At 62.5% G+C, this 25,841-nt stretch carries 23 protein-coding genes; 10 read left to right on the forward strand and 13 right to left on the reverse strand.

The genetic code is table 11. The features are described from left to right. Positions 1 to 14 precede the first annotated feature (14 nt). Both ACZ9HU_RS08910 and ACZ9HU_RS08915 read right to left on the reverse strand, forming a co-directional pair. The gene (locus tag ACZ9HU_RS08910; protein ID WP_476104327.1) at positions 15 to 1,385 is read right to left on the reverse strand and encodes a homoserine dehydrogenase; all 1,371 of its coding nucleotides are present in this window, start codon (positions 1,383 to 1,385) and stop codon (positions 15 to 17) included. A 79-nt stretch (positions 1,386 to 1,464) separates the two neighbouring features. Beyond that, the gene (locus ACZ9HU_RS08915) at positions 1,465 to 2,085 is read right to left on the reverse strand and encodes a hypothetical protein (RefSeq protein WP_476104328.1); all 621 of its coding nucleotides are present in this window, start codon (positions 2,083 to 2,085) and stop codon (positions 1,465 to 1,467) included. Positions 2,086 to 2,817: 732 nt separating this feature from the next. Here ACZ9HU_RS08915 and ACZ9HU_RS08920 point away from each other — a divergent pair. The 4 genes from ACZ9HU_RS08920 (at position 2,818) to ACZ9HU_RS08935 (ending at position 5,347) form a co-directional block, all read left to right on the forward strand. After that, positions 2,818 to 3,348: an energy transducer TonB gene (locus ACZ9HU_RS08920; RefSeq protein ID WP_476104329.1), complete on the forward strand. Its 531-nt coding sequence runs from the start codon at positions 2,818 to 2,820 to the stop codon at positions 3,346 to 3,348. A gap of 93 nt (positions 3,349 to 3,441) precedes the next feature. Continuing rightward, positions 3,442 to 4,191: a MotA/TolQ/ExbB proton channel family protein gene (locus ACZ9HU_RS08925; RefSeq protein WP_476104330.1), complete on the forward strand. Its 750-nt coding sequence runs from the start codon at positions 3,442 to 3,444 to the stop codon at positions 4,189 to 4,191. 139 nt (positions 4,192 to 4,330) lie between these two features. Beyond that, a complete protein-coding gene (locus tag ACZ9HU_RS08930) occupies positions 4,331 to 4,867 on the forward strand; it encodes an ExbD/TolR family protein (RefSeq protein ID WP_476104331.1) in 537 nt (178 codons plus the stop codon). Positions 4,868 to 4,897: 30 nt separating this feature from the next. Continuing rightward, positions 4,898 to 5,347 (forward strand): ExbD/TolR family protein, encoded by a 450-nt coding sequence (locus ACZ9HU_RS08935; protein ID WP_476104332.1) that lies wholly within the window; start codon positions 4,898 to 4,900, stop codon positions 5,345 to 5,347. Between the two features lie 62 nt (positions 5,348 to 5,409). On the opposite strand, the gene ACZ9HU_RS08940 is transcribed toward ACZ9HU_RS08935, so the two are convergent. The 4 genes from ACZ9HU_RS08940 to ACZ9HU_RS08955 are packed head-to-tail and all read right to left on the reverse strand — an operon-like array spanning position 5,410 to position 10,313. Next, entirely contained in the window at positions 5,410 to 7,821 is a 2,412-nt protein-coding gene (locus ACZ9HU_RS08940) for a ligase-associated DNA damage response DEXH box helicase (RefSeq protein ID WP_476104333.1), read from the reverse strand. Next, positions 7,818 to 9,206 (reverse strand): phosphoglucomutase/phosphomannomutase PgmG, encoded by a 1,389-nt coding sequence (gene pgmG / locus ACZ9HU_RS08945; protein ID WP_476104334.1) that lies wholly within the window; start codon positions 9,204 to 9,206, stop codon positions 7,818 to 7,820. The genes ACZ9HU_RS08940 and pgmG overlap by 4 nt, the downstream gene beginning before the upstream one ends. Further along, the gene (locus ACZ9HU_RS08950) at positions 9,203 to 9,529 is read right to left on the reverse strand and encodes a J domain-containing protein (protein WP_476104335.1); all 327 of its coding nucleotides are present in this window, start codon (positions 9,527 to 9,529) and stop codon (positions 9,203 to 9,205) included. The genes pgmG and ACZ9HU_RS08950 overlap by 4 nt, the downstream gene beginning before the upstream one ends. After that, positions 9,501 to 10,313, reverse strand: coding sequence for a division plane positioning ATPase MipZ (locus tag ACZ9HU_RS08955; protein ID WP_476104336.1), 813 nt, complete (start codon positions 10,311 to 10,313; stop codon positions 9,501 to 9,503). Before ACZ9HU_RS08955 ends, ACZ9HU_RS08950 begins: the two co-directional genes overlap by 29 nt. 114 nt (positions 10,314 to 10,427) lie before the next feature. Between ACZ9HU_RS08955 and panC the strand changes: the two genes are divergently transcribed. The 3 genes from panC to ACZ9HU_RS08970 all read left to right on the forward strand — a co-directional run bounded on the left by panC (position 10,428) and on the right by ACZ9HU_RS08970 (position 12,512). Further along, positions 10,428 to 11,285 carry a pantoate--beta-alanine ligase gene (gene panC, locus ACZ9HU_RS08960; protein WP_476104337.1) on the forward strand — a complete coding sequence of 286 codons (858 nt, stop codon included), beginning with the start codon at positions 10,428 to 10,430 and terminating at the stop codon, positions 11,283 to 11,285. A 529-nt stretch (positions 11,286 to 11,814) separates the two neighbouring features. Beyond that, positions 11,815 to 12,096 (forward strand): ArsR/SmtB family transcription factor, encoded by a 282-nt coding sequence (locus tag ACZ9HU_RS08965; protein ID WP_476104338.1) that lies wholly within the window; start codon positions 11,815 to 11,817, stop codon positions 12,094 to 12,096. A 107-nt stretch (positions 12,097 to 12,203) separates the two neighbouring features. Beyond that, positions 12,204 to 12,512 (forward strand): ArsR/SmtB family transcription factor, encoded by a 309-nt coding sequence (locus tag ACZ9HU_RS08970; protein WP_476104339.1) that lies wholly within the window; start codon positions 12,204 to 12,206, stop codon positions 12,510 to 12,512. Positions 12,513 to 12,519: 7 nt separating this feature from the next. Here the strand turns inward: ACZ9HU_RS08970 and ACZ9HU_RS08975 are convergent, their stop codons facing one another. The 5 genes from ACZ9HU_RS08975 to ACZ9HU_RS08995 form a co-directional block, all read right to left on the reverse strand. Continuing rightward, on the reverse strand, positions 12,520 to 12,693 hold the full coding sequence (locus tag ACZ9HU_RS08975) for a YbdD/YjiX family protein (RefSeq protein ID WP_476104340.1): 174 nt from the start codon (positions 12,691 to 12,693) through the stop codon (positions 12,520 to 12,522). Next, complete coding sequence (locus ACZ9HU_RS08980) at positions 12,693 to 14,738, reverse strand: carbon starvation CstA family protein (RefSeq protein ID WP_476104450.1); 2,046 nt, start codon at positions 14,736 to 14,738, stop codon at positions 12,693 to 12,695. Before ACZ9HU_RS08980 ends, ACZ9HU_RS08975 begins: the two co-directional genes overlap by 1 nt. A 74-nt stretch (positions 14,739 to 14,812) precedes the next feature. Then, a complete protein-coding gene (locus ACZ9HU_RS08985; RefSeq protein WP_476104341.1) occupies positions 14,813 to 15,274 on the reverse strand; it encodes a GreA/GreB family elongation factor in 462 nt (153 codons plus the stop codon). A gap of 46 nt (positions 15,275 to 15,320) precedes the next feature. Further along, entirely contained in the window at positions 15,321 to 16,319 is a 999-nt protein-coding gene (locus ACZ9HU_RS08990) for a cyanophycinase (RefSeq protein WP_476104342.1), read from the reverse strand. A gap of 85 nt (positions 16,320 to 16,404) precedes the next feature. Then, positions 16,405 to 17,574, reverse strand: a complete 1,170-nt coding sequence (locus ACZ9HU_RS08995; RefSeq protein ID WP_476104343.1) for a histidine-type phosphatase — start codon at positions 17,572 to 17,574, stop codon at positions 16,405 to 16,407. A 177-nt stretch (positions 17,575 to 17,751) separates the two neighbouring features. On the opposite strand from ACZ9HU_RS08995, the gene kdgD reads away from it, so the two are divergent. Both kdgD and ACZ9HU_RS09005 read left to right on the forward strand, forming a co-directional pair. Next, the gene (kdgD, locus tag ACZ9HU_RS09000) at positions 17,752 to 18,684 is read left to right on the forward strand and encodes a 5-dehydro-4-deoxyglucarate dehydratase (RefSeq protein ID WP_476104344.1); all 933 of its coding nucleotides are present in this window, start codon (positions 17,752 to 17,754) and stop codon (positions 18,682 to 18,684) included. 27 nt (positions 18,685 to 18,711) lie between these two features. Next, entirely contained in the window at positions 18,712 to 19,626 is a 915-nt protein-coding gene (locus ACZ9HU_RS09005; RefSeq protein WP_476104345.1) for a LysR substrate-binding domain-containing protein, read from the forward strand. Position 19,627: 1 nt separating this feature from the next. On the opposite strand, the gene ACZ9HU_RS09010 is transcribed toward ACZ9HU_RS09005, so the two are convergent. Next, positions 19,628 to 21,451, reverse strand: a complete 1,824-nt coding sequence (locus ACZ9HU_RS09010) for a DUF8034 domain-containing protein (protein ID WP_476104346.1) — start codon at positions 21,449 to 21,451, stop codon at positions 19,628 to 19,630. Next, entirely contained in the window at positions 21,448 to 22,764 is a 1,317-nt protein-coding gene (locus ACZ9HU_RS09015; protein ID WP_476104347.1) for an MFS transporter, read from the reverse strand. The genes ACZ9HU_RS09010 and ACZ9HU_RS09015 overlap by 4 nt, the downstream gene beginning before the upstream one ends. 250 nt (positions 22,765 to 23,014) lie before the next feature. Between ACZ9HU_RS09015 and ACZ9HU_RS09020 the strand changes: the two genes are divergently transcribed. After that, a complete protein-coding gene (locus tag ACZ9HU_RS09020; RefSeq protein ID WP_476104348.1) occupies positions 23,015 to 25,786 on the forward strand; it encodes a TonB-dependent receptor in 2,772 nt (923 codons plus the stop codon). Positions 25,787 to 25,841 lie beyond the last annotated feature (55 nt).

A 25,841-nucleotide genomic window follows, 5' to 3' on the forward strand; every position in this document is an offset into this window, starting at 1 on the left:
CAAATGAAGCGTTTTTACGCGCCCAGAATCTGCATCACCAGCGGCTGGCCCACCAGACTGGGCGAACCTTCGAGCAGGGCCAGCGCCTTGGCGACGGCGGCTTCGGGCACCTCATGGGTGACGATGGCGACGATGACCGCGCCGTCCTTACTGGCCTGACCTTTCTGGATCAGGCTTTCGATCGACACGCCCGCATCGCGCATCGCCGCGGTGATTTCGGCCAGAACGCCCGGACGATCCGCCACAAGGAAACGGATATAGGCGCGGCCCAGACGATGGCCTGCAGGGGCGGGCGCCATATCTTCCAGACCATCCACAGGAATCGAGAAGGCCATGTCAGCCTCAAACCCGGTGTCCATGCCGCGCGCGATGTCGATCAGGTCAGCCACCACCGCCGAAGCGGTCGGACCATCGCCCGCGCCCGCGCCCTGAAACAGCAGGCGACCGGAGAAATTGCCTTCAACCACGACCGCATTGGTCGGGCCATCAACATGGGCCAGCAGATTGTCGAAAGGCACCAGATGCGGCGCCACGCGCTGGAACAGACCCGGCGCGCCGTCGGGGCCTGCATCGGCCTCGGCCGTGCCGATCAGGCGGATGCAATAGCCCAGCGAATCCGCCTGGGCGATGTCGGCGGCCAGAATGCGGCTGATGCCCTGCGTATCGACGCTGCCGAAATCGATCTTGGCGCCAAAGGCAATGGCCGAGAGGATCGAGAGCTTGTGCGCGGCATCGATGCCTTCGATGTCAAAGGTCGGGTCGGCCTCGGCATAGCCCTTGGCCTGCGCCTCGCTCAACACTTCGGAGAAGTCGCGGCCCGTGTCCTCCATCGTGGACAGGATATAATTGCAGGTGCCGTTTAGGATGCCATAGATCCGCTCGACCCGGTTGGCCGCCGCGCCTTCGCGCAGGCCCTTGATGACCGGGATACCGCCCGCAACCGCCGCCTCGAAACGCATGGCCACGCCCTTGGCTTCGGCTTCCTTGGCCAGAGCCATGCCGTGATGGGCGATCATCGCCTTGTTGGCCGTGACCAACGCCTTGCCATGGCGAATCGCATTGCGCGCCAGCGTCAGCGCCGGGCCATCAGACCCGCCGACCAATTCAACCACCACGTCGACATCGTCGCGCGCGGCCATCGCGGTCATGTCATCTTCCCACGCATAGGGGGAAAGATCCACGCCGCGATCCTTGCCGCGATCGCGCGCCGACACGGCGGAAACCTTGATCGGCCGTCCGGCGCGACGCGCAATAAGATCGGCATTGGCCTCCACCAGTCGAATGACGCCCGCGCCCACCGTGCCAAGGCCGGCCAGCGCAATGCGCAGGGGCGTCTTGCCGGATTGGGGCGAAAGAGCGGCTTGATCGACAGTGTTGGTCATCATGGGGTCCCTGAATTTGGCGTCACGCGCCGGGGCGCTTTGGACCCTGCGCCACTAGGCGGCAATTGGCGCGTCAGCAAGCCTATTTGCCCGGTTTGGCTATATCGCCGCCCCACGAAACACGCGTGCGCGTGCAAGGCCCCAGATCACGGCGAACCAGCAGATAGTCGGCCACCGCCTGATCCTTGTCCGCCTGTGTTTCGCCCAGATTGGCCGCAGCAGGCAGCATTTCGGGCAGCGAACAGGCCAGACGATACCATTGCAGCGAATCCTTGGCCGGCGGGGCGTTGGCGGCATCGACCACTTCGGAGAAGGACGCGCTCCAGCGCGAAGGCTGGTTGGGCTTGTGCTGAATGATGATCGCGGCGGGTGTCCCCTTGGCCGTGGTCAGGAAGATTTGCGTCTCGCCTTCCCCCGCCAGATCGCCCTGTTGATAAAGGGCCATGTTGATCCCGGTGATATGCGGCGGCGAATCAGGCGCGGCCAGATCGCTCAAAATCTTGCGGACCTGCGCCTCGAGCGGCTGGCTCCAAGGCAGTTGTGAATCGGGGGCGACAAGCTGGATATCAGCCCCGCCATCAGCGGCAGGGCGGGCGAAAAGCAGGACCATCTGCTTCTTTGGATTGGGAATTTTGTGTCGCGAATCAAGCCGGACATCGGCAAGATAGCGCACATTGGTCGAAACCGAGCCCTTGCCGCTCAACAAATCGATTCCCTGCGCCTCAAAATAGGCCCTTTGCACCGGTGTAAAGGGCGAAGCATCCCTTGGCAGAGGGATCGGAATCACTTTTTTCAGCTCTGCAAAAACGACCAAAGGCGATGATTCGGCCAGACCAACGAGGTCAGCATACGATTGTACGACATTTTGCGTAACGGGCTCCTGAGCCCCTGCGCAGACCGGAACAAACAGCGGCAATAGAGCCGCAAAGCAAGCCGATTTTCTATGCCGGATGCCTTGAAACATCGCGGAAAACTCCGAAAAAATCGCCATTGGCGCATAACCCCTGCATTGGGCCCCTAAGGGTCCCTGTTAGAGACACCTTAACACAAATGAATTTTGCCTGAACCCTACCCCTATGCGCATAAGACGTTGCGCCGAGTCTGCAAGGTGGTTAGGATTGGCAAAAAAGCGGACCCCCAACAAAGGGGGCCGATGCGTTCGCCAAAAGCCCGCACATAAGGCATTTGGCGAATATCCGGTAAATCCGGCAGGGTGGATATGAGCTTTTCCCCATGGGCCTCGTCTTCGGACGCGGTTTGTGGTCGGCCCGGGGTTTGCCCGGGTGTTTGTATGGAGTGATGCGTCTGAATGGCCTACGCTGATCAACAATTGAGCGGTAATCGCCTTACCGCCATTATCATCGTTGCCTTGATTCACATCGTCGTTGGTTATGCCCTGGTCTCTGGTCTCGCCTACTCGGCAGCTCAGAAGATCATGAAAAAAGTAACGACTGTCGATATCAAGCAAGAGGAAGAACCGCCGCCGCCGCCGCCGCCGCCGCCGAAGGACGCTCCGCCACCGCCGATCGTCGCTCCGCCGCCGCCGGTGAACGTGGCGCCCGTCAGCGCGCCTGTGATCGAAACGGTTTCGGTTGCTCCGCCGCCGGCGCCGCCTGCCCCTGTGCTGGCTCCGCCTGCACCTGTGGCACCGCCGCCGCCGCGTTTCCAGCCCGTCGGTGCTGCCCCCAAGGGCAACCCCGCCAACTGGGTAACGCCGGAAGACTATCCTTCGCGTCCTCTGCGTGAAGGTGTGCAGGGCACGACCGGTTTCCGTCTGACCGTGGCGCCTGATGGCCGCGTGTCGGGTTGTGAAATCACGGCCAGCTCGGGCAATGCCGAACTGGACGCTGCGACCTGCAAGTACGCCACCAGCCGCGCGCGCTTTGCGCCCGCCAAGGATGGCGAAGGCCAGCCCACCACCGGCGTTTATGCCAATCGCGTGAAGTGGGTCATCCCGAAGGACTGAGCCACACTCCCCAGGGGATTGCGGCATTGGCGCCCGGTCCCTTTTGTAAACGATCTATTTCTCTATTCGAGAGCCCTTTGAGAGGACCATCGCATGCTTATTGACATTCTGACCGCCGCTGCTGGCGCGGCTCCCCAGAACAAGTTCGGCTTCAAGGAAGCCCTGGAACAGGGCGGCCTGATCGCTCAGTCGACCGTTGCCATCATGGCGATTTTCTCGTTCGGTTCGTTCTTCGTGCTCTTCACGCGCTGGTCGGACCAGTCCAAGATCTTCAAGCAGTACAAGGCTCTGGGCACGTTCTGGAAGGCCGGTTCGCTGAAGGAAGGCGCTGCCAAGCTGGAAAAGACCAGCCCGTTCCGTGACATCGTCGAAGCCGGTATCCTGGCCGAAGAAAACCACGGCAAGATGGCTGACAGCCTCGAAGCCCACGACTGGGTCCACTCGTCGCTCGCTCGCACCGAAGCTTCGATCGGCGCTTTCCTTGCTCGCGGCCTGCCCTTCCTCGCCACCGTTGGTTCGACCGCTCCGTTCGTGGGTCTGTTCGGTACCGTGGTCGGCATCTACCGCGCTCTGATCGCCATCGGTCTGGCCGGTTCGGCCTCGATCGACAAGGTTGCCGGTCCCGTGGGTGAAGCTCTGATCATGACCGCCATCGGTCTGCTCGTCGCTGTGCCTGCCGTGCTTGCCTACAACTTCCTGCAGTCGCGCAACAAGCGCATCAACGAACTGCTGACCGGCTTCTCGGCTGACGTTCTGGCCTACATCAACTCGAAGGGCGCCATCAAGCCCGTCGTGGCTGCTGCCCCGGTCAAGGCTGCTCCGGCTCCTGCCGCCAAGAAGTAAGACATGAGGTTGTATCCGGGTGGCCAGCCTGCCCGGATGCTACGGGGCGCCATACACAGCATGCGGTATGGTTCCCCGGTCCTCCCCTCCCCCCAATCCCTCCTCTCGAAAGAGGGCATTGCAAGAGTAGGATCATAACATGGCAATGTCTGTTGGCGGCGCGGGCGGCGAAGAAAAGCCGATGTCCGACATCAACACCACCCCTCTGGTGGACGTGATGCTGGTGCTGCTGATCATCTTCCTGATCGCAGTTCCGGTTGCGATCCAGACGATCCAGAAGCTCAAGATCCCTGTGATGGTTTCGCAGGAATCGAAGGATAAGGTCGAAAACCTGCTGATCTCGGTCAGCACCACCGACGCTGCTGGTCGCAGCGCCGGCGACCCCGGCTTCGAAGGCGCGTCGCGTGGTGGCGAATGCCGCATCTACTTCAATAACGTCACCCCGGTCGACTCGACTGAACTGTTCGACAAGGCGTTCAAGCGTCTTGACGACATCATCAAGCGCGAAGGTGGTGCAGAGGCTCTGCGTGATAACCCCGAAAAGGTGCCGCAGGTTCACGTTCGTGCCGACGTCGAAGCGCCCTGGCGCTGCGTCGCTGGTGCGATCTTCAACGTGCAGCGCGCGGGCTATCCCACGGTTGGCTTCATTTCGACCCCGGTCGATCCGAACGGCTGATCGAGCCCTCTAACTCAGGAGTAAAATCCCATGGCAATGTCAGCTGGCAAAGACGATGGCGAGCCTATGGGTGAAATGAACACGACTCCGCTGATCGACGTTATGCTCGTTCTGCTGATCATGTTCATTATCACCATCCCGGTGGCCACCCACGCGGTGAACATCGACCTGCCCTCGCCGCCGCCGCCGAATATGCCCAAGCCGCCTGTCGATCCGATCAAGAACAAGGTCGTGCTCACCCCGGATAACCAGATCCTGTGGAATGGCACGCCGATCGATCGCAGCGTTCTGGCCGCGAACCTCAAGTCTTCGCGCGCCATGGCGGTTGAGCCCGAACTGCAGTTCGAGCCCGACGCACAGGCCGGCTATGAACTGACGGCGAATGTGCTTAACATCATCAAGGCGTCGGAAGTGACGAAGTTCGGCTTCGTCGGTAACGAGCGCTATGCCACGTTCAACAAGGCCGCCAATGCCAAGTAAGGCAAAGGCGACCTGCTGATACGGCAAGAGAAGGGGCGGAGCGATCCGCCCCTTTTTTGTGCCTATGGCTCCATGGCCAGAGCGGCCAGAGCTTCGGCCTCCAGCAGCAGTTCATCGTCCGCGGCACCGGCGGGCATACTCTCCCGCCCGATCATGGTCAGCGTGGGCACCGCCAGAGGGCTGACCCGCGAAAGGCGCTGATGACGGATCGCGGCCTGTGCCCGGTCCAGCACTTCCCCCACCCGCGCGATGTCGGTCATCTTTTGCCGCGCATCGGCCCATGCGGCCTGAAGCAAAAGGTGGTCGGGTTCATAGCGCCGCAACACGTCAAAGATGAGGTCGCTGGAAAAAGTCACCTGCCGGTTGCTCTTGCGCTTGCCCGGCAATTGACGCTCGATGAGGCCAGAGATCACCGATGCCTCACGAAAGGCCCTGCGCAGGAGGTAGGAATTTTCCACCCATTCGACGAATTCATCGACAAGGATATCGGGCGACAAGAGTGCGGCCGGATCCTCAATCGGGCGCAGCCCCCATACCGCCAACGCATAATCATTGGCGACAAAGCCCAGCGGCATCAGCCCGGACGCTTCCATCCGTTTGGTGATCAACATACCCAGCGACTGATTCGCGGGCCAGCCTTCGAACGTATAGAAGGCGCTGTAGAACCGGTCCTGATGCGGAAAACTCTCGACCAGCAATTCGCCCGGTTGCGGCAGGACGGAAACGCGGGCCTGCACCTCCAGCCATTCACGCACGTCATCGGGAAAATCGGCCCAACGTGATCGGTCCGCAATCAACCCGCGCACCCGGTCGGCCAGATGCGAGGAGATCGGAATCCTCGCGCCATTATAGGACGGGATTGCCGCCGACCGCCGCGACGCGCGCACCAGCAAGGAGCCTTCCCGCAGCGCTTCAACCTCCAGGTCCAATCCGGCGAAACGGAATGTATCCCCCGGCCCCAGTGAGGCGGCGAAATCCTCCTCGACCCGGCCCAGCGCGCGCCCGTTGCGAAAAGCCACCTCGACCATATCGGCGTCGACGATAATCCCTGCGTTCAGGCGATAGGAGCGCGCCAGATCGGGATGGGTCAATCGCCACAACCCGTCGCGCCCATGGGTGATCCGCCGAAACCGATCATAGGCCCGCAGCGCATAGCCCCCGTTGGACACAAAGCCGAGGACGCGTTCCCATTCATCCTCGCTCACATCGGCATAGGCCGACGCCTGACGCACTTGCGCCAACAAAGCCTGTCCATCAAACGGTCCGGCGCACGCAATGGCCAGAACATGCTGGGCCAGAACATCGCGGCTTCCGGGGCGCAATCCCTCGCCATCGCGGGTGCCCGCCCGCACCGCCTCGACGGCGGCCACGGCTTCGAGGAATTCAAACCGATTGCCCGGCACCAGCACCGCCTTGGACGGACAATCCAGCCGGTGATTCGCCCGCCCGATCCGCTGCAACAATCGGCTGGAACCCTTGGGCGCGCCCATCTGCACCACCAGATCAATGTCGCCCCAATCCACCCCCAGATCGAGGCTGGCGGTGCAGACCAGCGCGCGCAACCGCCCCGCCGCCATGGCCGCCTCGACCTTATGCCGGGCCTCGGCGGAAAGGCTGCCGTGGTGGATGCCGATGGGCAGGTTTTCCTCGTTGCGATCCCACAGCAGCCCGAACGTATATTCGGCCAGAAAGCGCGTATTCGTGAAAATCAGCGTCGTGCGATGCGCCCGGATCAGGTCGAGGATCTGCGGCACAGCCCAACTGGCCGCATGGCCGCTCCACGGGATACGCTCGCCCTGTGGCAACAGGATCGAGACATCGGCGGGCGCACCCGTTTCGCCCTCAACCATCGCGACATCTTCGACACGCCCGCCCGGCGCGATCCAGCGGGCAAATCCCGCCGGATCGGCCAAGGTTGCCGAAAGTCCGATCCGCCGCATGTCCGGCGCCAATGTTTGCAGACGGGCCAGCGACAAAGCCAGCAGATCCCCCCGCTTGCTGGCCGCCATGGCATGGATTTCGTCGATCACGATATAGCGCAGCGAGGCAAACATCGTCGCGCTTTCAGGATAGGACAAAAGCAGCGACAGGGATTCGGGCGTGGTCAGCAGGACATGGGGCGGATCATGCCGCTGCCGCGCCTTGCGGTCGGAGGATGTATCGCCCGTCCGCGCCTCTACCCTCAGGCCAAGGCCCATATCGGCCACCGGCGCCAGCAGCCCGCGCTGAATATCATGGGCCAGCGCCTTGAGCGGCGAGACATAGAGCGTGTGCAAGCCATCGGCCAGATCGCCCTCTGCCGCATCGCACAGCGTCGGCAGGAACCCGGCCAGCGTCTTGCCCGCCCCGGTGTCGGCGGCCAGCAGCACGTGCCGCCCCGCGCCCACCTGTTCCAGAACCTGCGCCTGATGGCGGCGGATGTGCCAACCGCGCCCGGCAAACCATTGGGCAACGCGCGCAGCAGGCTGTCTCACCCCCGCACCACCCCGCTTTGTGCCAATTGATCGTCCAGTTCGGCCACCAAAGCGGCCAATCCGACCTGGCTGGTGCTTTCCACCCGCGCCACCAGCATTTCCTGCGTATTGGACGCCCGCAGCAGCCACCAGCCGCCATCGCGAGATACGCGCAGCCCGTCCATCCGGTTGACCTGCCCGCCTTGCGCCTCCAGCCTTGCGGCCACCTCGTCGATCACGGCGCGCTTGCGCTCTGCGGCGACGGGAAAGCGCCATTCGGGCGTGTTAACACATCGCGGCAAAGTATCGAGCCAATCGGCCAGCGATCCCCCCCGCCGCGCCAGCGCGCCCAGCAGCCGGACGGCCGCATAAAGCGCATCATCGAAACCATAATACCGGTGTTTATAGAAGATATGCCCGGTGGTCTCTCCGGCCAGCACCGCCCCGTTCACCTTCATTTCGGATTTGATGAGACTGTGCCCCGCCGGCCCCATCGTCGGAACACCGCCCAACGCGGAAATCCGGTCATAAACCGCCTGCGAAGCCTTTACATCGCCCAGAATGGTCGCACCGGGGCAATCCACCAACACATCCTGCGCCAGCAGCGCCAGAAGCTGATCGCCAAGGATCGAGCGCCCCCGGCCATCAACCACCACGATCCGGTCCGCGTCGCCGTCAAAGGCCACTCCGAAATCGAGGTGTCTGGACGCGACCAGCGCGCGCAAGTCTGCGAGATTGGCCTCATCGGTTGGATCAGGATGGTGGTTGGGAAAATGGCCGTCAATTTGGGTGAAAAGCAAATGGTGATGACCGGGCAAAAGTTGCGTCAACCGCTCAATGGCGGGACCGGCGGCGCCATTGCCCGCATCCCAACCGATGGACATGGCGCCGACAATGTCATTCCATTCCGGCAACAACCCTTGGGCGATGCGGGCGATATAGGCGGGCATGACATCCACCGTTTCCACCAGGCCGCGATGGACGAGATCACCCGCTCCAACCTGCGCCATGGCCAGAGCGCCGATCCGCTCGATTTCGGCACCGAAGAGCGCACACCCAAAAAATACTATCTTGAAGCCATTATCATCGCGGGGATTGTGGCTGCCAGTTACGTGAATGCCGCCCTGCACCTGCTGCATTGAGGCTTCGGCGTAATAGAGCATCGGCGTCGGGCCGATGCCGATGCGCAGCACATCGACACCGCCATCGCGCAAACCCTCGACCAGCGCCGCCTCTAACGCGGGCGAACTGAGCCGCCCATCACGGCCAACGGCCATGCCTTGCCCGCCGCGCTGGCGAAAGGCCACCGCAACGCCGCGCCCGATCGCATAGGCATCATCATCGGACAGGTTTCGGCCATAGGTGCCGCGAATATCATATTCGCGGAAAATCACCGGATCGATCATGCCCGCTTTTCAGGCTCTAAACGCGCCAGCAGCAGGTCGCGCGCATCATTGGCCTCATGCACCAGCGCAACATCGCCGCCCCGGTCGGGGTGAACCTGTGTTATCAGCTTTTTATGCGCCTCGATGATTTCGCCCCGCGCGGCCCCGTCGCGCACGCCCAACAGGCGGCGCGCCCGGTCCACCGGCGTCGGGCCGGTCATGCGTTGCCAATGCACCCACGGCCAAGCCCCCGTCCATTGCCGACAGGCCCATGACGCCAGCGCCAGCAACAGGATCAGCTTGATCATCGCCCGATCACCCCGCCGAAACGGCGTATGTGTCACGCTGGGCACGCGGAGCAGGCAGGTTCAAGCCCGCCACCAGCGTGCGCAATTCCTGACGCGCCACCAGATGGCTGGTGCCCAGATCGCCCAGATGCCCCTTGTCCAGCAGGGTCAGACCGCTGGGGAACAATTCGCGATAGATCACGCGTTCGGACAGGCCCTGTGCGATGCGGAAACCGACCCGGCGCGACAATTCGGCCAGAGCGCTGTCGATACGGCGCATGTTGCGCGCCTCGATATGCTGGGTGCGGTTGCGCACCACGACCCAGTCCATTTCGCGCCGGTGTTCGTTGATCGTGGCCATGGCGCGCTTCTTGCGCGCCTCCCAGATCATTTCGGCATAAAAGGACAGGCGGCGGACCTTGAAGCTTTCCGCGTCCACCTGACCGATCAGGTCGAAATCGACGAAGCTGTCGTTGAGCGGCGTGACCAGCGTATCCGCGCTCATCGCCACATGGCGGGCGAATTCATCATCGCGCCCCGGCGTATCGAAGATCAGGTAATCGACATCCTGCGCCACCTGCAAGGCCAGCGCGTCCAGTTCCTCGGTCGTGGTGCCGCGAAATACCTCAAATTTCACGGTGGGCAATTCGATGCCGCGACGGCGCAGCGTTTCGCCGCGATTTTCCATATAGCGGTGCATCGTGCGCTGACGCGAATCGAGGTCAATCGTCCCGACCCGCGCGCCCAGATAGGCCAGCGCGACGGCAATATGCACGGCGGTCGTCGATTTACCCGTGCCACCCTTTTCATTGGCAAAAACGATGCGGTGGGGACCAGACATGGCGGCTCTCTCATCACAGGGTTGGCGGGTTGCAAAAGCATTGAAGCCCGCGCGTTGCAGGCTTAGTAGCCCCGGCGCGAACAGTGTCAAAACCTTACCGAAGGGGCCGTGCCGGTGCAAACCATCAATCACCTCAATCTGCTGCGCAATGCGGTGGCACAATTGCGCAAGACGGGTCGCGTGGCGCTTGTCCCGACCATGGGAGCCTTGCATTTCGGGCACTTAACGCTGATTCGCGAGGCGCGTAAGCATGCCGAACATGTCGTAGCGTCCATTTTCGTTAATCCCCGACAATTTGCAGCGGGCGAGGATCTGGACGCCTATCCGCGCCAATTGGCCGCCGATCAGGCCGCCTTGGAAGGCGAAGGCGTCGCGCTCTTGTGGGCGCCGACGGTTGATGAAATGTACCCGGCTGGCTTTGCCACCAATGTCGGCGTGTCCGGGGTCAGCGAGGGGCTGTGCGGCGCGGCGCGGCCGGGTCATTTTGATGGCGTGGCGACTGTGGTGCTCAAATTGTTCAATCAGGTGGCGCCCGATGTCGCACTGTTTGGCGAAAAGGACTGGCAGCAACTGGCCGTGATCCGGCGGATGGCGCGCGACCTTGATCTGACCGCGCCGCATGTCGATGCGATCATCGGCGTGCCGACCGTGCGCGAGGACGATGGCCTGGCCCGATCATCGCGCAATGCCTATCTGTCGGCTCAGGAGCGCGCCGATGCGGTGGCTCTGCCCCGCGCGATGCAGATCGCCGCCGCCGCAATCGCGGACGGGGCGCATGTCGCCCAAACTCTGGCCCGGATGGAACAGGCGATTCTGGACGGGGGTTTTGCCTCCATCGACTATGCCCAGCTTTGCGATGCCGACACGTTGGCGCCCATGGCCCAGCGTGGGACCGGTTCGGCGCGTTTGCTGGCCGCAGCGCGCATCGGCAAGGCGCGACTGATTGATAATATTGACGTTCCCTTGGGTTGATTTGTCGGACGAGAGCGGTGATTTTCACCGCAAGATGAACGAGAATTTGCCAAATTGGACATTTTGGTTTTGAAAATACATTATATACGCCGATATGGATAGTTGACACAAATTTCAGTTGCGCGAATCATGCATCTGACCTAGTTAGAACCTGCCTTTCAGGCATCCTCTCCCAAACTTCCAAGCCCGGCTTCGGCCGGGTTTTTCTTTGCCCGCTTTCCGCGCAGGGCAATGGATTGTGCCATATTGGCTATTTTTCCATATCTGACATCCCAAAATGCGGCACTCGCTCAACCTTCCCCTAAATATCGCCACCCCACGTGCGAACCACACACCGCAATTTGATCGCCATCAATTCCTCCTTGCCGCCAAACACTAAAGGCAGAACCCTGACCTGAAATCCGCATCAGGCAGTGCAAAGAAGGGGGCATGGCGTGGCGAAAAATTTGGCCGACGCAACAGATCGGAAAGGCATCCATTTCAAGCCGATTGCAACCGGCGCGCTGGATATGCGGATCAAAGCCAGACCATGACACAGCCGTCCGCCGACCTGATCGAGACGATGCGCGTGTTGGGACACCCCCTGCGGTACCAATTGCTGACGCTCATGGCCCGTGGCCCCATTTCCGTGGGCGAAATGGCGAGTGATACCGGCCACAGCCTGTCCGTAATCAGCCAGCAACTGGCATTGATGCGCAAAGTGGGATTGGTTCAGGCAAGGCGCGAGGCAAAACTGGTCTATTACTCTGTTGCGCAAAATCGATTGTCAAACATTGCCGATTCACTTACCCTTTTGTCAGGCGGCACGTAAATCACTGTTCAATAATACTTTATTGAACGCATGTAACGGGAAATCCATTCAACTTTTAAGCTCGCGCCTCTTGCAAATGAGAACGAAAAGCGGCAAGCTTGTTAAGTATGAAACCTCAGGATCTCGCCGAACTTAAAGCCAATGCATCCATGATGGCCGCTCGCCTCAAGGTCATGAGCCATCCTGAGCGCCTTCTGATGCTGTGCCGCATGGATGAGGGCGAGGTCAGCGTGAATGAGCTGGTCGCGATGACCGGCCTGTCGCAATCGGGCGTGTCGCAACATCTGGCGCTGCTGCGCGCAGAGGACATCGTCAACGTGCGCATCGATGCCCAAATCCGCTGGTACAGCCTTAAGGACCGGATCGTTCAAGGCACGATCCACGCCCTTTGCAAACTCTGCGAAGAACAGGTTTAATCCTGCTTCAACAGCACTTGCCGCCGCCGCCCTTGCCATAGCGGGCTTCCTGTCGGTTGCGGAAGAAGGTCTTGCGGTCCATCACTTCGCGATCGGGGTGGTGCGCGCGGATATGCGCCACATAGGCGTCATAGTCCGGCATCCCCACAATGGCCCCCATCAACCGGCGCAGGAACCCCATCACGCCGCCATCTCGGCCACAGTGGGCACCGGCGAACGCAGCGCGCCAAGGCAGGTCCGCACCGCCGACACCAGAATGGACAGCACGACGATCATAAAGAACCCGCACAGCACCGCATCGACGCGGTCGTTAAAGATGATCCGCTCCATCTGGGCCATATCCTTGGCCGGGGCCAGAACCTTGCCCGCCCCCGCCGCATCGGCATATTTGGCCGCATGGGCCAGAAAGCCCACCTTGGGATCATCCGAAAACAGTTTGAGCCACCCGGCCGACAAAGTGCAAATCAGCAGCCACACGGTCGGCACGGCTGAAACCCAAGCGTACCGCTCCTGCTTCATGCGGAACAATACGGCGGTGGCCAGCATCAGCGCCGTTGCCGCCAGCATCTGATTGGAAATGCCGAACACCGGCCACAGCGTATTCACCCCGCCCAGCGGATCGGTGACGCCCTGATGCAGAAAAAAGCCCCATGCCGCGACGCAGATCCCGGTGCCGATCAGGCCCTGCACCGTACCGTTCATCCGGCCAAACGGCGGCACCGCGCGGGCCAGCAAGTCCTGCACCATGAACCGCCCCGCCCGCGTCCCGGCATCCACCGCGGTCAGGATAAACAACGCCTCGAACAGGATGGCGAAGTGATACCAAAAGGCCTTCATCGCCGCGCCGCCCACGACATGGCTGAAAATCTCGGCCATGGCCACGGCCAGAGTCGGCGCGCCGCCTGCGCGTGACAGGATCGTGTGTTCGCCAATATCCTTGGTCAATTGCATGATGGCATCGGGCGTGATGGCAAAGCCCATCGCCGTGACCGCCGCCGACGCGCTTTCCGGCGTCGTGCCGATCAGAGCGGCGGGGCTGTTCATGGTGAAATAGATGCCCGGTTCGATGATGGACGCGCCCACCAGCGCCATGATCGCCACAAACGCCTCGGCCAGCATCGCACCATAACCGATAAAGGGGGCGTCAGCCTCGGATGAGATCAGCTTGGGCGTGGTGCCGCTGGAAATCAGCGCGTGGAAACCCGACACCGCCCCGCAGGCGATGGTGATAAACAGGAACGGGAACAAGCCGCCCGACCACACCGGCCCGCCGCCATTCACGAATTGCGTCAAGGCAGGCATCTTCAACGCGGGGGCCATGATCAGAATGCCAATGGCCAACGCGATGATCGTCCCGATCTTGAGGAAGGTCGAAAGATAGTCACGCGGCGCCAGAAGCAACCAAACCGGCAGCAGCGAGGCAATCGCCCCGTAAACGATCAGAATCCAGCAAATCTGGATCGGCGTATAGGTGAACAAAGGCCCCCAGAACGCGGACTGCGCCACATCCTGACCAAAGGCCAGCGCGGCCAGCAGGCCCACCAGCCCCAGCAAGGACACCTCGCCCACGCGGCCCGGCCGGATCCAGCGCGAATAGACACCCATCGCCAGCGCCAAAGGCACCGTCGCCGCCACGGTGAACATGCCCCACGGACTTTCCGCCAAAGCCTTGACCACGATCAGCGCCAGCACCGCCAGAATGATCACCATGATCATGAACGTGCCCAGCAAAGCGATGCCGCCCGCCACCTCGCCCATTTCCATGCGGATGATTTCGCCCAGCGATTTGCCACCCCGACGCATCGACAGGCACAGGATCAGAAAATCCTGAACCGCGCCGGCCAGCACCACGCCAAAGATGATCCACAACGATCCGGGCAGATAGCCCATCTGCGCCGCCAGCACCGGCCCGACCAAAGGCCCCGCGCCCGCAATCGCGGCGAAATGGTGTCCGAACAATACGTTGCGATCGGTCGCCACATAATCCAGCCCGTCGGCCATCGTATGCGCCGGGGTCGCCCGCGCCGCGTCCAGCCCCATCACCCGCGCGCCGATAAACCGCGCATAAAACCGATAGGAGGCAAAGAAACAGCCCAGCGAGGCCACCACCAGCCAGAGCGCATTGATCGGCTCGCCATGATCGACCGCCACCTTGGTCAGGGCGCCCAGCCCCAGCAAACCTGCCGCGATCCACGGCCAGACGGCGGCTTTTGACGGGCCAGACATCAACTTCTCCCAACTGAATTCGCGCATGGGTTAACGTCTAAAGCGCGCAATTGCCAACCGACAAACGTCGCAGTTCAGCAAATCTCAATGGCCATGATCTCAATCGCTTCGGCCACGCCGCCAAAATCGACGCATTCGCCCGGCTCGGCCTCCATCATGGCGCGGGACAAAGGTGCGGAAAAGGACAGCAGGCCCGCCGCCGGATCGGCCTCGTCATCGCCCACGATGGTGATGGTGCGCTCTTTGCCCTTTAACCGGAACCGAACCGTCGCGCCAAAGGCGACGCAGGAACCATCGGGCGCGGGCATTTCCTGAGCCGTCGCCGCACGCGTGCGCCAATAGCGCAGATGGCGGCGGGCGGATTTGATTTCCTCCTCATCGCCCCCCGCCGCAATGGCGGCCTCATATTCGGCGCATTTTTCATCAATCATCGCCTTGCCCCGCGCCGTCACCAGATTGGGTCCAGGCGGAATCGGCAGCTCGAATTTGGGTTCGAGATGTTCCTCGTCGCCGTCACGACGAAAGGCGACGCTCATGGCATTCTCTCCGTTTTCATCGCCCGCCTATGACATCGCGCCCGTTTTACGGCAAGGGAGCGGGAACCCCGGTCAGCACCCCGCCGCGCACCTGCGCCACGCCGGAAAAGGCCGGACGCGCCACCTGCAACGTATTGAGGTCAAACCGGCTCTCGGCCCCGATGCCGGTGATCTTGACCCCGGCATAATCCAGCTTTTCCCCCAGCACCGCCTTTTGCGCGAGGCCCGCCGGTTGCACCAGCCAGCCATAGGTGCCCTTGGGTGCCATCAATCGCGCATGGCCCGCCCCGTCCACCACCAGCGAGGCCCGCTCATCCATGCCAAGCCCAACCACATCCTTTGCCCCCCGCGCCCGGACATTGGCAAGGAAGGCGATCAACCGACCCATCCGCCCCCGGATCATGAAATGGCTGTCGGTAAAAATCCGCCGCATCCGGGGCAGGTGCAAAAACCGGTCCACCACCGTCACCCCCGGCCCCATCGGATTGTCCAGCGCCTCTGGTGACGTGATGCCATCATCGCCGAACGCGCCGTACCCCCACCACCCCATGATGGCCAGACCGGCGCTGGTCCCGCCGATCGGACGGTCCCGCGCCAATCGGTCGATCAGGCGCGATAGCGGCGTCGCCTGCCAGAAACGGACATAGCGCGATTGATCGCCGCCCGCGATAAACACACCGTCGGCCTTTTCCAGAGCGGACAGGATGCGCGGGTCATAGGCCGCCTTGCGCGATGAAAAGACGAAGGTTTCGACCGAAGTGACCCCGCCGATCTCCTTCATAAATGCCTCGCCCGCTTGCCCCCCCTGCGATGCGCGCAGCACGACAATATGCCCATGCCCGGCGCGTTCGACGAACCAGCGGAACGCATTCACATTCCAATCGCCCCCGCCTGACAGCAACAGGCCCGGCTGACGCTTGCCCGGTGTGGGCAGGCTGCGGTCGCCCGCCATGTAATGGGCGTAACCTTCCGCGGGCGCATCATCGGCCAGAGCGGGCGCCGCCATCAGGCCAAAGGCCAGCACCAAGGCTTTTACCAGTTTCACGCAAGGCTCCCCCCATGGCCGTCAGAATGGAGGGAAATCTGACAGCCATGGGGCGCGGCCGCAAACCGCCAAATTGCGCAGATTATCAGCGCGTCAGCAACGCCTCTACGTTGGCCAACGGGCAAAGCGCGGCGCAACCCTCGATCCGCATCGGCTGGCGGATCACCAAAGTCCCGCCGCGACGGATCTGGTCCAGCGCCTGTGCGCGATAGGTGGCGCGCACAAAACGCGCCCCATCACGGCGGCGCAGGATTTCCAGAACGATGGCCCCGCCCGGCGCCGGATCATCCGCCGCAAAACCGGACACATGCCAATGGAGCCCCAGCGCCCCCGCCAGATTGGCGACATTGGTGTCATGGCCCGAAACCAGCGTCACGCCGCGCCTGCGCAGCCCCTCGCGCAAGGCGGGCAGCAATCCGGCCAGATTGGGCAGCGCAATATCACGCGGGCGGGCCAGCAGGCGAAATTCCTCGGCATGGAACGTGGAGAGGGCGGCGATATCCGCCCCGCTGGCCCGGCCCCAGCCGACCTCGGCCATCGGCTTCCCCTCGGCATATTCCAGCAGCAGGATTTGCGCCGCCGTCGAGGCACGATCCAGCGCGCCCGACAATTTGGGCTTGCCCGTCTCGCTCGCGCCGCGCAGCGAAGTGGGCACGCCGCCCACGCCGCAATCCCCCCGCGCCGCGCCGCAAAGGATCGCATCGATGCGGGCATAGAGCGGCCGAAACCGCGCATCCATCGCCGCCAATCCGCCCGGCCCGACCTCTTGCGCCACGCCGCGATCAGCGGCGGCGGGATCAAGCCGCGCAAGGCCCGATGACAAAGCGTTGAAACGCGGATCTTCCTGATCCTGGGGCAAATGATCGATGGTGGGGGTGCAACGCAGCGCCGCCCGCGCCCAATGGCGGGCCGTGGCGATGGTGCGCTGGTCACTGTCGGCGATAATCCGCACCGCACCGCAATCGTGCAGCTTCATCCATCGCGCATCATCGCGCCCCAGCACCTCGACCCCCGCGCCGCCATGCGCGGTCAGATAGCCGGGCGCGACATCCCAGCGGGGCCATTCCTGCGCCGCCACGCCCCGTGGCATGGCCGGGTCTTTCGTCGGCGGGCGAACACCATGGCGCATCATCACCACGGTGCCCTCTCGCACCAGAGCATCGCGTGCGGGCGCAGCCTGCGCCCCGCCTGATGTCACTATGGCCATCACCATGGCCGCCGCCAGCAAGCCCGCCTTCAAACCCTTGATCATCATGTCATCTCCTGAACCCAACGCGGATAGGGGGCGAATACGACATGCGCGTGACAGAACCATCAAGCCAAATCCTGCATCAATCCACCGCCCCTTTGGTTTGGACCAATGCCCCCCGAAACCCTAGTCAGGTTCATGACCGGCGCCCCGACGCGCCCACCAATCTTTCAGGAGGTTTCAATGTTCGATCCCGTCTCGATGGCGCACCGGCTGGGCGAAGGCCTGTTGTCCTTTCCGGTCACCCATTTCGACGCCCAGGGCGCCTTTGACGAAGGCGCGTTTCGCGCTCACTGCGCATGGATGCTCGAACATGAATTGTCGGGTCTGTTTGCGGCGGGCGGCACGGGCGAATTCTTCTCGCTGACGCCCGATGAGGTAGAGCAGGTCGTGCGCGCCGCCGTTGCCGAACGCAAACCCGATGTGCCGGTGATTTCCGGCTGCGGCTATGGCACGGCGATTGCTGTCGACATCGCCCGCCGGGCCGAGGCCGCCGGGGCCGATGGCATCCTGCTGCTGCCTCCCTATCTGATGGGGGGCAAACAGGAAGGTCTGGCCGCGCATATCGAGGCGGTTTGCCGTGCGACGGGCCTTGGCGTCATCGTCTATAATCGCGGCAATGCCATCGTGAATGATGAAACGCTGGCGGGCCTGTGCGAACGCAACCCCAATCTGGTGGGTTACAAGGATGGTGTGGGCGACATCGAACTGATGGCGCGCATCTATGCCCGCATGGGTGACCGGTTGACCTATATTGGCGGGCTGCCGACGGCGGAAACCTTTGCTACGCCTTATCTGACCATGGGCGTGACGACCTATTCTTCGGCCATTTTCAATTTCATGCCGCAATGGGCGCTGGAATTCTACAAGGCCGTGCGCGGCGGCAATCACGCCCATGTGCAACAGCAATTGCGCGATTTCGTGCTGCCCTACATCACCCTGCGCGATCGTGGACGCGGCTATGCGGTCTCCATCGTCAAGGCCGGGTGCCGCGTGATCGGGCGCGATGCGGGGCCGGTGCGCAGCCCGCTGACCGACCTGTTGCCCGGTGAGGAAGCGGAGCTGGCCGCGTTGATCGAAAAGGTCGCGCCTTATGCTTTGCCGCTGACCGCATAATCTCGCGCGGCATTTTCACTTATGAAAATGCGCAACACGCTTTATCTGGGTTCCATGTTCGAACTCAGCCAGCTTCGCTGCTTCGTCGCGGCGGCCGAAGAACTCCACTTCGGCCGCGCGGCCCAGCGGCTCAACATGACGCAGTCGCCCCTCAGCCGTCAGATCCAGTTGCTTGAACGCATTCTGGATGTGACGCTGCTGGAACGCACCAGCCGGACGGTGTCGCTGACGCCTGCGGGCCGGGTGTTCCTGATCGAGGCGCGGCGGATCGTGCGGCTGGCCGAAAGCGCGTCTTTATCGGCGCGGCGCGTGGCCAAGGGCGACGCGGGCAAGGTGGCCATCGGTTTCACCGCCGTATCAGGCTATACTCTGGTCCCGCAAATCGTCGCACAGGCCCGCGCCAGCCTGCCCAATATCGAACTGGAACTGCGCGAAATGGTCAGCACGGATCAGACCGACGCGCTGCTGACGGGCCTGATCGACATTGGGTTTGTGCGGCCCCCGGTGGTGCGGTCGGAATTTGAAACGCTCTCGATCCTGCATGAACCCTTGCTGGTCGCGCTGCCTGCGGGCGATGCGCGGCAAGGGCAATCGAGCCTGACCCCCGCCGATCTCGATGGCCAGCCGCTGATCATGTATGCGCGCCAAGGGGCGGGCTATTTCCACGACATGCTGGTCCGCCTGTTTGACGAGGCGCAGGTGGCCCCGCAATTCGTCCAGCATGTCACGCAAATCCATTCGATGCTGGGCCTTGTACGGGCCGGACTTGCCGCCGCGGTGGTGCCGCAATCGGCGCTGGGCCTGCACCCGGACGATGTGCAGTTCCGGCAATTGGTGACCCAGCCCGAATTTCCCGCCGAACTGATCATGGCGTGGCGGCGGGACAATGCCAATCCCGCCCTTGAACCCATGCGCCGCCTGTGCGCCGAGGTGATCGGTTAGATCACCCCCACGGAAAGCTGAGGCTGGGCCGGTTGGCATAACGCGCCATGCCCAATTCCAGCCGCGCCCCGGCCCCCGGCGCCAGATCCAGCGTGAAATGGCGCGCGCCAACGCGATGTTGTCGGCCATCGACACTCACGCTGTCGATGCGATGCTCGCCATAGGCGCCGCCCTGCACGATCACACGGCGGGGCTTGTCCCCAGTGTTGACCAATGTCACCTGCGTCGCCGTATCGCCCAGAGAATGGACCAGCGCCGCCACGTCGGCCGGCAACCCCGCCCGCCGCCGCGCCGGATCGAAATAACGCAACCGGCAATGCAAAGTGACGCCGCCCTGCGGCGGGCTGTCGGCGTTCCACGTGGGCCGCGCAATATGCAGCCCGCCCGTGGTCAGTTGCACCAAGGCCTTGGCGCTGGCCGGGTTGAAATCCAGCGTCCAATCGGCCAGCCGCGTATCGGGCGTGGTATGATCCGCCCGCCGCGCCGCATCGCGCCGCGCCAGACGCGCCAGATCAGCCTCCAGCGCCGTTTCAGGGTAGGATGGATTGGCCCCTTCAAGGAAGCTGATCCAAGGATCGCTGCCTGCCGCCGCGCGGTCTTGCGGGTCTTGCGTGGCATACCAGATTTCAAACGCGCCCTGTCGGTATGGCCCCGCCTTCCACCCATGCCAGCCATCCGGGCCGAACAGGGTGGGCGTCTGCATCCGCCCATCGACCATACGCGCCTGCGCATTGATCAATGCATTGAGCCGCCGCCAGACATGGAAATATTCCCTGTCCCCGGTCAGCAAGAGCGCGTTGAAGAAAGCCGTGATCGCGCGGGGCACCCGGTTGCGCCCCTCTCGCTTGCCCGTCTGCGGGACCAGAGGCGCAAAATTCCAGCCATAGGTGCCGCCCCACCAATCGGGGGCCACCTTGCCATCATGGCCGACCTTGCTGGGGAATATGCCGCCATTGGCCCGTGCGCGGTCCATCCACGCATCGGTGTAATCCAGAACCCAGCGGCGGAACCTTTCCCCCGCCCCCAAAGCATAAGCGTTCAGGCCCAAGGTGGTCGATTGCAGGTTCAGCGGCGTATCGCAGGCCACATCATCATATTCATCATAATGGCGCAGGAACTGCTCATAGCTGTCCTCGCCATGTTCCAGATGGAACCGGCTGGCGTCAAACGGATCGCCCGCCCAGTCCAAGGGCGTCGCCCGGCGCAGCATCGGCCCCCGGCTGCCGTTCAGGATCGAGCGGATGACGCGATGCCTGGGGTCGTAATTAGCAACGGTTTTGTCCGCGCCGGTGTAGAAATCGGCAAACCGCCGGGTGCGCATCAACACGCGCGGATCGCGCGGCGCCGACAGGCCCATGATGTTGAACGTCGAAAGCCCCTCGGAATTATGCTGCCAATCCATCTGGACCGGGAATTCGCGGTAATACATGCCTTGGCGGGCAATCGGCACATCGCGGGTCTGGATGCCGGAATATTGGCGCAAATGCCCTTCCCAGAACCGCTGTGACAGCGTCAGCAGACTGTCATCGGCGCCCAGCGCATGCAGCAGCACCCAATCATTGGTCGCCTCGGCCGCATCGTCCGGCCCGTCATTGGCGCCCCATCGTTCAAAGACCTTCAGATGGTCCTGCGCATCGACATAGGTTGCGTAATAGTCCTTGCACGCCTGCGTATGGGCACAGAGCAATTGCCGCTGTAACCGGGCCCAGCGCGGGGCGTCCATCGGGTTGGTGATGCGAATGGGGGCCGCGGGGGCCTTGGCCAGCGCGGGGCTGGCGACAAGCGCGACGGCCCCGGTCAGCATTTGCCGACGATGCAGGATCATGCGGCAATCTCCAGCCGGCGGATCGGGCCGACAATCACCGTAAAGGCCACGATGGTCAGCACGCAATGCGCCGCCACAAACAACAGCGCCAGATCAAACGAACCGGTCGCCCCGACGATATAGCCAACCACAATCGGCGTGACGATGCCCGCTGCATTGCCGAACATGTTGAACACGCCGCTCGACAGACCCGCCAGCTTTTTGGGCGCAACATCCGCCATCACCGCCCAGCCGAGCGAAGCCACGCCCTTACCAAAAAAGGCCAGCGCCATCACCGCGATCACGGCGGCCTGACTGTCCAGCCAGACGCAGCCCAGAATGCTGGAGGCCAGCACCATGCCCAGCACCAGCGGCATTTTGCGCGCCCGGTCCAAATCGCCGCTGCGTTTGAGGATACGGTCGGAGATCACACCCCCGACCAAGCCCCCGCCAAACCCGCAGATCGCGGGCAGAGCGGCGGCAAAACCGGCCTGGGTGATCGAAAGGCCGCGCTCCTTGACCAGATAGATCGGGAACCACGTGACAAAGAAATAGGTCAGCACATTGATGCTGTATTGCCCGATATAGATGCCCATCATCATGCGATTGGCCAGCAAGGGCTTGATATTGGCCCAGTTGAAGGCCACGCCCTGCCCGCTGCTGCTTTCCAGAGAAATCTGGCCGCCGCCTGCGCGGATAAGGTCAAGTTCGGCCGCATTGACCCCCGGATGCCGGTCGGGCCCATGGATCATCCTGGCAAAGATCACCGCCGCCACAACACCGACGACGCCCATCATCCAGAACACCGAGCGCCAGCCAAAGGAATGCACCATCCACCCCATCACCGGCGCAAAGGCGACCAGCGAGAAATATTGCGCGCTGTTGAAAATGGCCGAGGCGGTGCCGCGTTCGGAACCGGGAAACCATGCCGAAACCAGCCGCGCATTGCCCGGAAAACTGGGTGCTTCGGCAAGGCCCACCAGAAAGCGCAAGGTGAACAGCGCCGCCAGAGCCGATACGCCCGGCACAATCCCCACCAACCCCTGCGCCGCGGTCAACAGCGACCAGCAGGCAATCGCGATCGTATAGATCCGCTTGGTCCCGAAACGGTCCAGCAAGGCCCCGCCCGGAATCTGCGCCAGTGCATAGGCCCATGCAAAAGCGGAAAGCACATAACCCGTCGTCACCGGTGTCAGCGCCAGTTCCTTGGCCGCCGCGCTGCCCGCGATGGAGAAGGTGGCGCGGTCGGCATAGTTGAGCGTGGTGACAAGAAAGATCAATGCGATGATCTGATAACGGGTACGTGTGGGGGTCTGGGCGCCCGGCGCAAGCATCTCATTCTCTCCGCATGGTCTTTTTTGACCATCCGACGATAGGCATAGTGCAAAGGATCGTCCAAGCCGATTTTGGCGATGATCCAGCCAAATTTCGGCACAATGGGAAACAAACCCGCCCAACACCCCGCCATCAGTGCGCGATTGGCAATGATTAATGCCGGATTGGGATTGGCATTTGCCCCCATTGCCGGTCTATCCCCGCCATCAATCCGGCGCACCTGACCGGTATGGGAAATTGAGGGGATTAATGATGGCCCATTCCATCCGCCGCGGCGCGAAGGCCGCCCTGCTTGTTACCAGCGCGATTGTTGCCGCTCCCGCCGTCATGGCGCAGGAAGCGCCCGCGCCCATCGCCAAAGAACCCGCCGCCGCCGAAATCGTGGTGACCGGTTTCCGCGCCAGTCTGAACAGCGCATTGGGCGTCAAAAAGGCATCGGCCGCCGCCGTCGATGTCATCAAGGCCGAGGATATTGCCGAATTCCCCGACCTGAACCTTGCCGAATCGCTGCAACGCATTCCCGGCGTCGCGATCAACCGCGTGAACGGCGAAGGCCGCAACGTTTCGGTGCGCGGCCTGGGCGCCGATTACACCCGCGTGCGCATCAACGGGATGGAGGCCATCGGCACCACCGGCGGCACCGACAATTCGGGCGGCGTCAACCGTGGTCGCGGCTTTGACTTCAACATCTTTTCCTCCGACCTCTTCAACTCTCTGGCCGTGCGCAAGAGCGCCAGCGCGGACGTTGAAGAAGGCTCGCTGGGCGCCACGGTCGATATGCAGACCGCCCGCCCCTTCGATTTCAAAAAGCCCACCGTGACCTTCTCGGCCCAGGCCAGCTATAATGATCTGGCGCGCAAGACCACGCCGCGGCTGTCGGCTCTGGTTACCAAGAGCAATGACGATCAGACCTTTGGCGTGCTGATGAGCTTCTCCTATGAAGCGCGCCGGTTGAAGGAAGAAGGCGCGAACATCACGCGCTGGACCTATGGCGGTTTCAACGGCGGGTTCAACGCGGCCTCGACCGTGCCGGGTTATACCATCGGCCAGATCAACAGCGCCAACATGTTCCACCCGCGCATTCCGGGCCTGGTCAGCTATGACATCGATCAAAAGCGCCTTGGCGCCTCGGCCTCGATCCAATGGCGTCCGGGCGACCGCACGCTGCTGACGCTGGACGGGTTGTTCTCCTATCTGGACGGCACCCGCGCCGAAAGCCAGTTTCAGGCGATCAGCTTCAGCCGTTCGGGCACGGGTAAGCCCCAGACGATCATTCGCAACGGCACGGTCGATGGCAATGGCAACCTGATTTCGGGCACGTTCGACAATGTCGATCTGCGCACACAGGCGCGCTATGACGTGCTGCGCACGACGTTCTACAATCTGACGGCCAATCTGGAACATTCCTTTTCGGATCGTCTGAAGTTCACAGGTCTGGTGGGCTATTCCAAATCCGCCTTCACCAACCCGACCCAGACCACGGTGACGCTGGACGCGGCCAATACGGGCAATTTCTTCTACGATTTCTCGACCCGTTTCCCCACCATTCGTCCGGGCGTGGACATCACCAATCCGGCCAATTTCTCGTTCAACAGCGGCACGTCCGAAGTGCGCATTCGCCCCCAAACCGTCGACAATGCCTTTGGTACGGCAAAGGGCGCGGTGGAATGGAAGGCCAATGACATTCTGAAGGTCAAGGCCGGTGTCGACTGGCGCCGTTTCACCTATGGCTCGACCGAACAGCGCCGCCTTTCGGGTGAAACCGTGGTCAACACGCTGACGCCTGCACAAATCGCGGCGGCCACCACGGTGTTCAGCGGTTTTGGACGCGGGCTGGCCGTTCCGGCGGGTACGCCCACGTCATGGGTGGTGCCCAACCTCAACGCCTTTGCCAATCTCTATGGCATCTACAGCAACCCGACCTATGCGGTGGGCGGGATCGAAAATGCCACCGCGCGCGGTTCCTATATCACCGTGCGTGAAGACGACCTTGGCGTGTGGGGCATGGGTGAATTCAACCTTGGCGACCGGGGCATTCCGCTGCGTGGTGACATTGGCCTGCGCTATGTCAACACCAAGCAATTCTCGACCGGCTATGCCAGCCAGGGCACCAACATCAATCTGGTGATGGCCAGCCGCAGCTATAGCCGCCTGCTGCCCTCGGCCAATCTGGTCTATGACATCAGCCGGCAATTGCTGATCCGTGCGGGCGCGGCCAAGACGCTGGCACGTGCGGGCATCGCCTCGCTGACGCCGGGGGGCAGCCTGTCGGTGTCGGGCGGCAGCCGCACGTTCAGCGCGGGCAACCCCGATCTGCGCCCGACCGAATCGACCAATCTGGACCTCAGCCTCGAATATTACCCGGCGCGCGGGGCGATCTATTCGGTCGCCTATTTCCAGAAGGATATCGGCAGCTTTGCCCAAACGCTCAGCACCGCCGTACCTTTCTCCTCGCTGGGTCTGCCCGCATCCCTGCTGACCGGCACGACCGCATCGGCCAGCGACGTGTTCATCGCCAGCACCCCGGTCAATTCCAAGGGCGGCATGCTGCGCGGCTTTGAAATCAACATGCAGCAGCCCTTCAGCTTCCTGCGCGGGATCGGCAAGAATTTCGGCGTTCTGGGCAACTTCACCTATGTCACCTCGAACATCGAATATCTGACCAGCGCCAATGGCAGCACCTCGGTCATCGCGCCTCTGGTCGGCCTGTCGAAATATGCCGCCAATGGCACGCTGTATTATGAGGACAAGAAGTTCTCGGTACGCGGGTCGGTGGCCTATCGCTCGAAATATCTGACCGCGGTGCCCGGCACCGAAGGGCAAAGCTGGAACGGCACCAACCGCACGATCAACGTGGACGCACAGGTCACCTATGCGCCCAATGAAAAGCTGAAATTCAGCCTTGAAATGATCAACCTGACCGACGCGCTCAACGATCAGTTTGTCGATGCGACGAACCGCCTCAACGTGCTGACCCACAGCGGCCGCCAGTTCAACCTTGGGGCGAAACTCACCTTCTAAAGGGTCGCAGCTCCCTTTTCAGGCGGATCACCCCATCCCCGCGTCCGGCACTCCC

The sequence above is a fragment of the Novosphingobium sp. Sphag1I genome (genome assembly GCF_056279125.1).

What these genes read in the sequence shown, in the direction of transcription:
- ACZ9HU_RS08910 (WP_476104327.1), bottom strand. Translation starts at nt 1,385, where the DNA reads ATGATGACCAACACTGTCGATCAAGCCGCTCTTTCGCCCCAATCCGGC.
- ACZ9HU_RS08920 (WP_476104329.1), top strand. Translation starts at nt 2,818, where the DNA reads ATGAAAAAAGTAACGACTGTCGATATCAAGCAAGAGGAAGAACCGCCG.
- ACZ9HU_RS08925 (WP_476104330.1), top strand. Translation starts at nt 3,442, where the DNA reads ATGCTTATTGACATTCTGACCGCCGCTGCTGGCGCGGCTCCCCAGAAC.
- ACZ9HU_RS08930 (WP_476104331.1), top strand. Translation starts at nt 4,331, where the DNA reads ATGGCAATGTCTGTTGGCGGCGCGGGCGGCGAAGAAAAGCCGATGTCC.
- ACZ9HU_RS08935 (WP_476104332.1), top strand. Translation starts at nt 4,898, where the DNA reads ATGGCAATGTCAGCTGGCAAAGACGATGGCGAGCCTATGGGTGAAATG.
- pgmG (WP_476104334.1), bottom strand. Translation starts at nt 9,206, where the DNA reads ATGATCGATCCGGTGATTTTCCGCGAATATGATATTCGCGGCACCTAT.
- ACZ9HU_RS08955 (WP_476104336.1), bottom strand. Translation starts at nt 10,313, where the DNA reads ATGTCTGGTCCCCACCGCATCGTTTTTGCCAATGAAAAGGGTGGCACG.
- ACZ9HU_RS08965 (WP_476104338.1), top strand. Translation starts at nt 11,815, where the DNA reads ATGACACAGCCGTCCGCCGACCTGATCGAGACGATGCGCGTGTTGGGA.
- ACZ9HU_RS08970 (WP_476104339.1), top strand. Translation starts at nt 12,204, where the DNA reads ATGAAACCTCAGGATCTCGCCGAACTTAAAGCCAATGCATCCATGATG.
- ACZ9HU_RS08975 (WP_476104340.1), bottom strand. Translation starts at nt 12,693, where the DNA reads ATGGGGTTCCTGCGCCGGTTGATGGGGGCCATTGTGGGGATGCCGGAC.
- ACZ9HU_RS08980 (WP_476104450.1), bottom strand. Translation starts at nt 14,738, where the DNA reads ATGTCTGGCCCGTCAAAAGCCGCCGTCTGGCCGTGGATCGCGGCAGGT.
- ACZ9HU_RS08985 (WP_476104341.1), bottom strand. Translation starts at nt 15,274, where the DNA reads ATGAGCGTCGCCTTTCGTCGTGACGGCGACGAGGAACATCTCGAACCC.
- ACZ9HU_RS08995 (WP_476104343.1), bottom strand. Translation starts at nt 17,574, where the DNA reads ATGATGATCAAGGGTTTGAAGGCGGGCTTGCTGGCGGCGGCCATGGTG.
- kdgD (WP_476104344.1), top strand. Translation starts at nt 17,752, where the DNA reads ATGTTCGATCCCGTCTCGATGGCGCACCGGCTGGGCGAAGGCCTGTTG.
- ACZ9HU_RS09005 (WP_476104345.1), top strand. Translation starts at nt 18,712, where the DNA reads ATGCGCAACACGCTTTATCTGGGTTCCATGTTCGAACTCAGCCAGCTT.
- ACZ9HU_RS09010 (WP_476104346.1), bottom strand. Translation starts at nt 21,451, where the DNA reads ATGATCCTGCATCGTCGGCAAATGCTGACCGGGGCCGTCGCGCTTGTC.
- ACZ9HU_RS09015 (WP_476104347.1), bottom strand. Translation starts at nt 22,764, where the DNA reads ATGCTTGCGCCGGGCGCCCAGACCCCCACACGTACCCGTTATCAGATC.
- ACZ9HU_RS09020 (WP_476104348.1), top strand. Translation starts at nt 23,015, where the DNA reads ATGATGGCCCATTCCATCCGCCGCGGCGCGAAGGCCGCCCTGCTTGTT.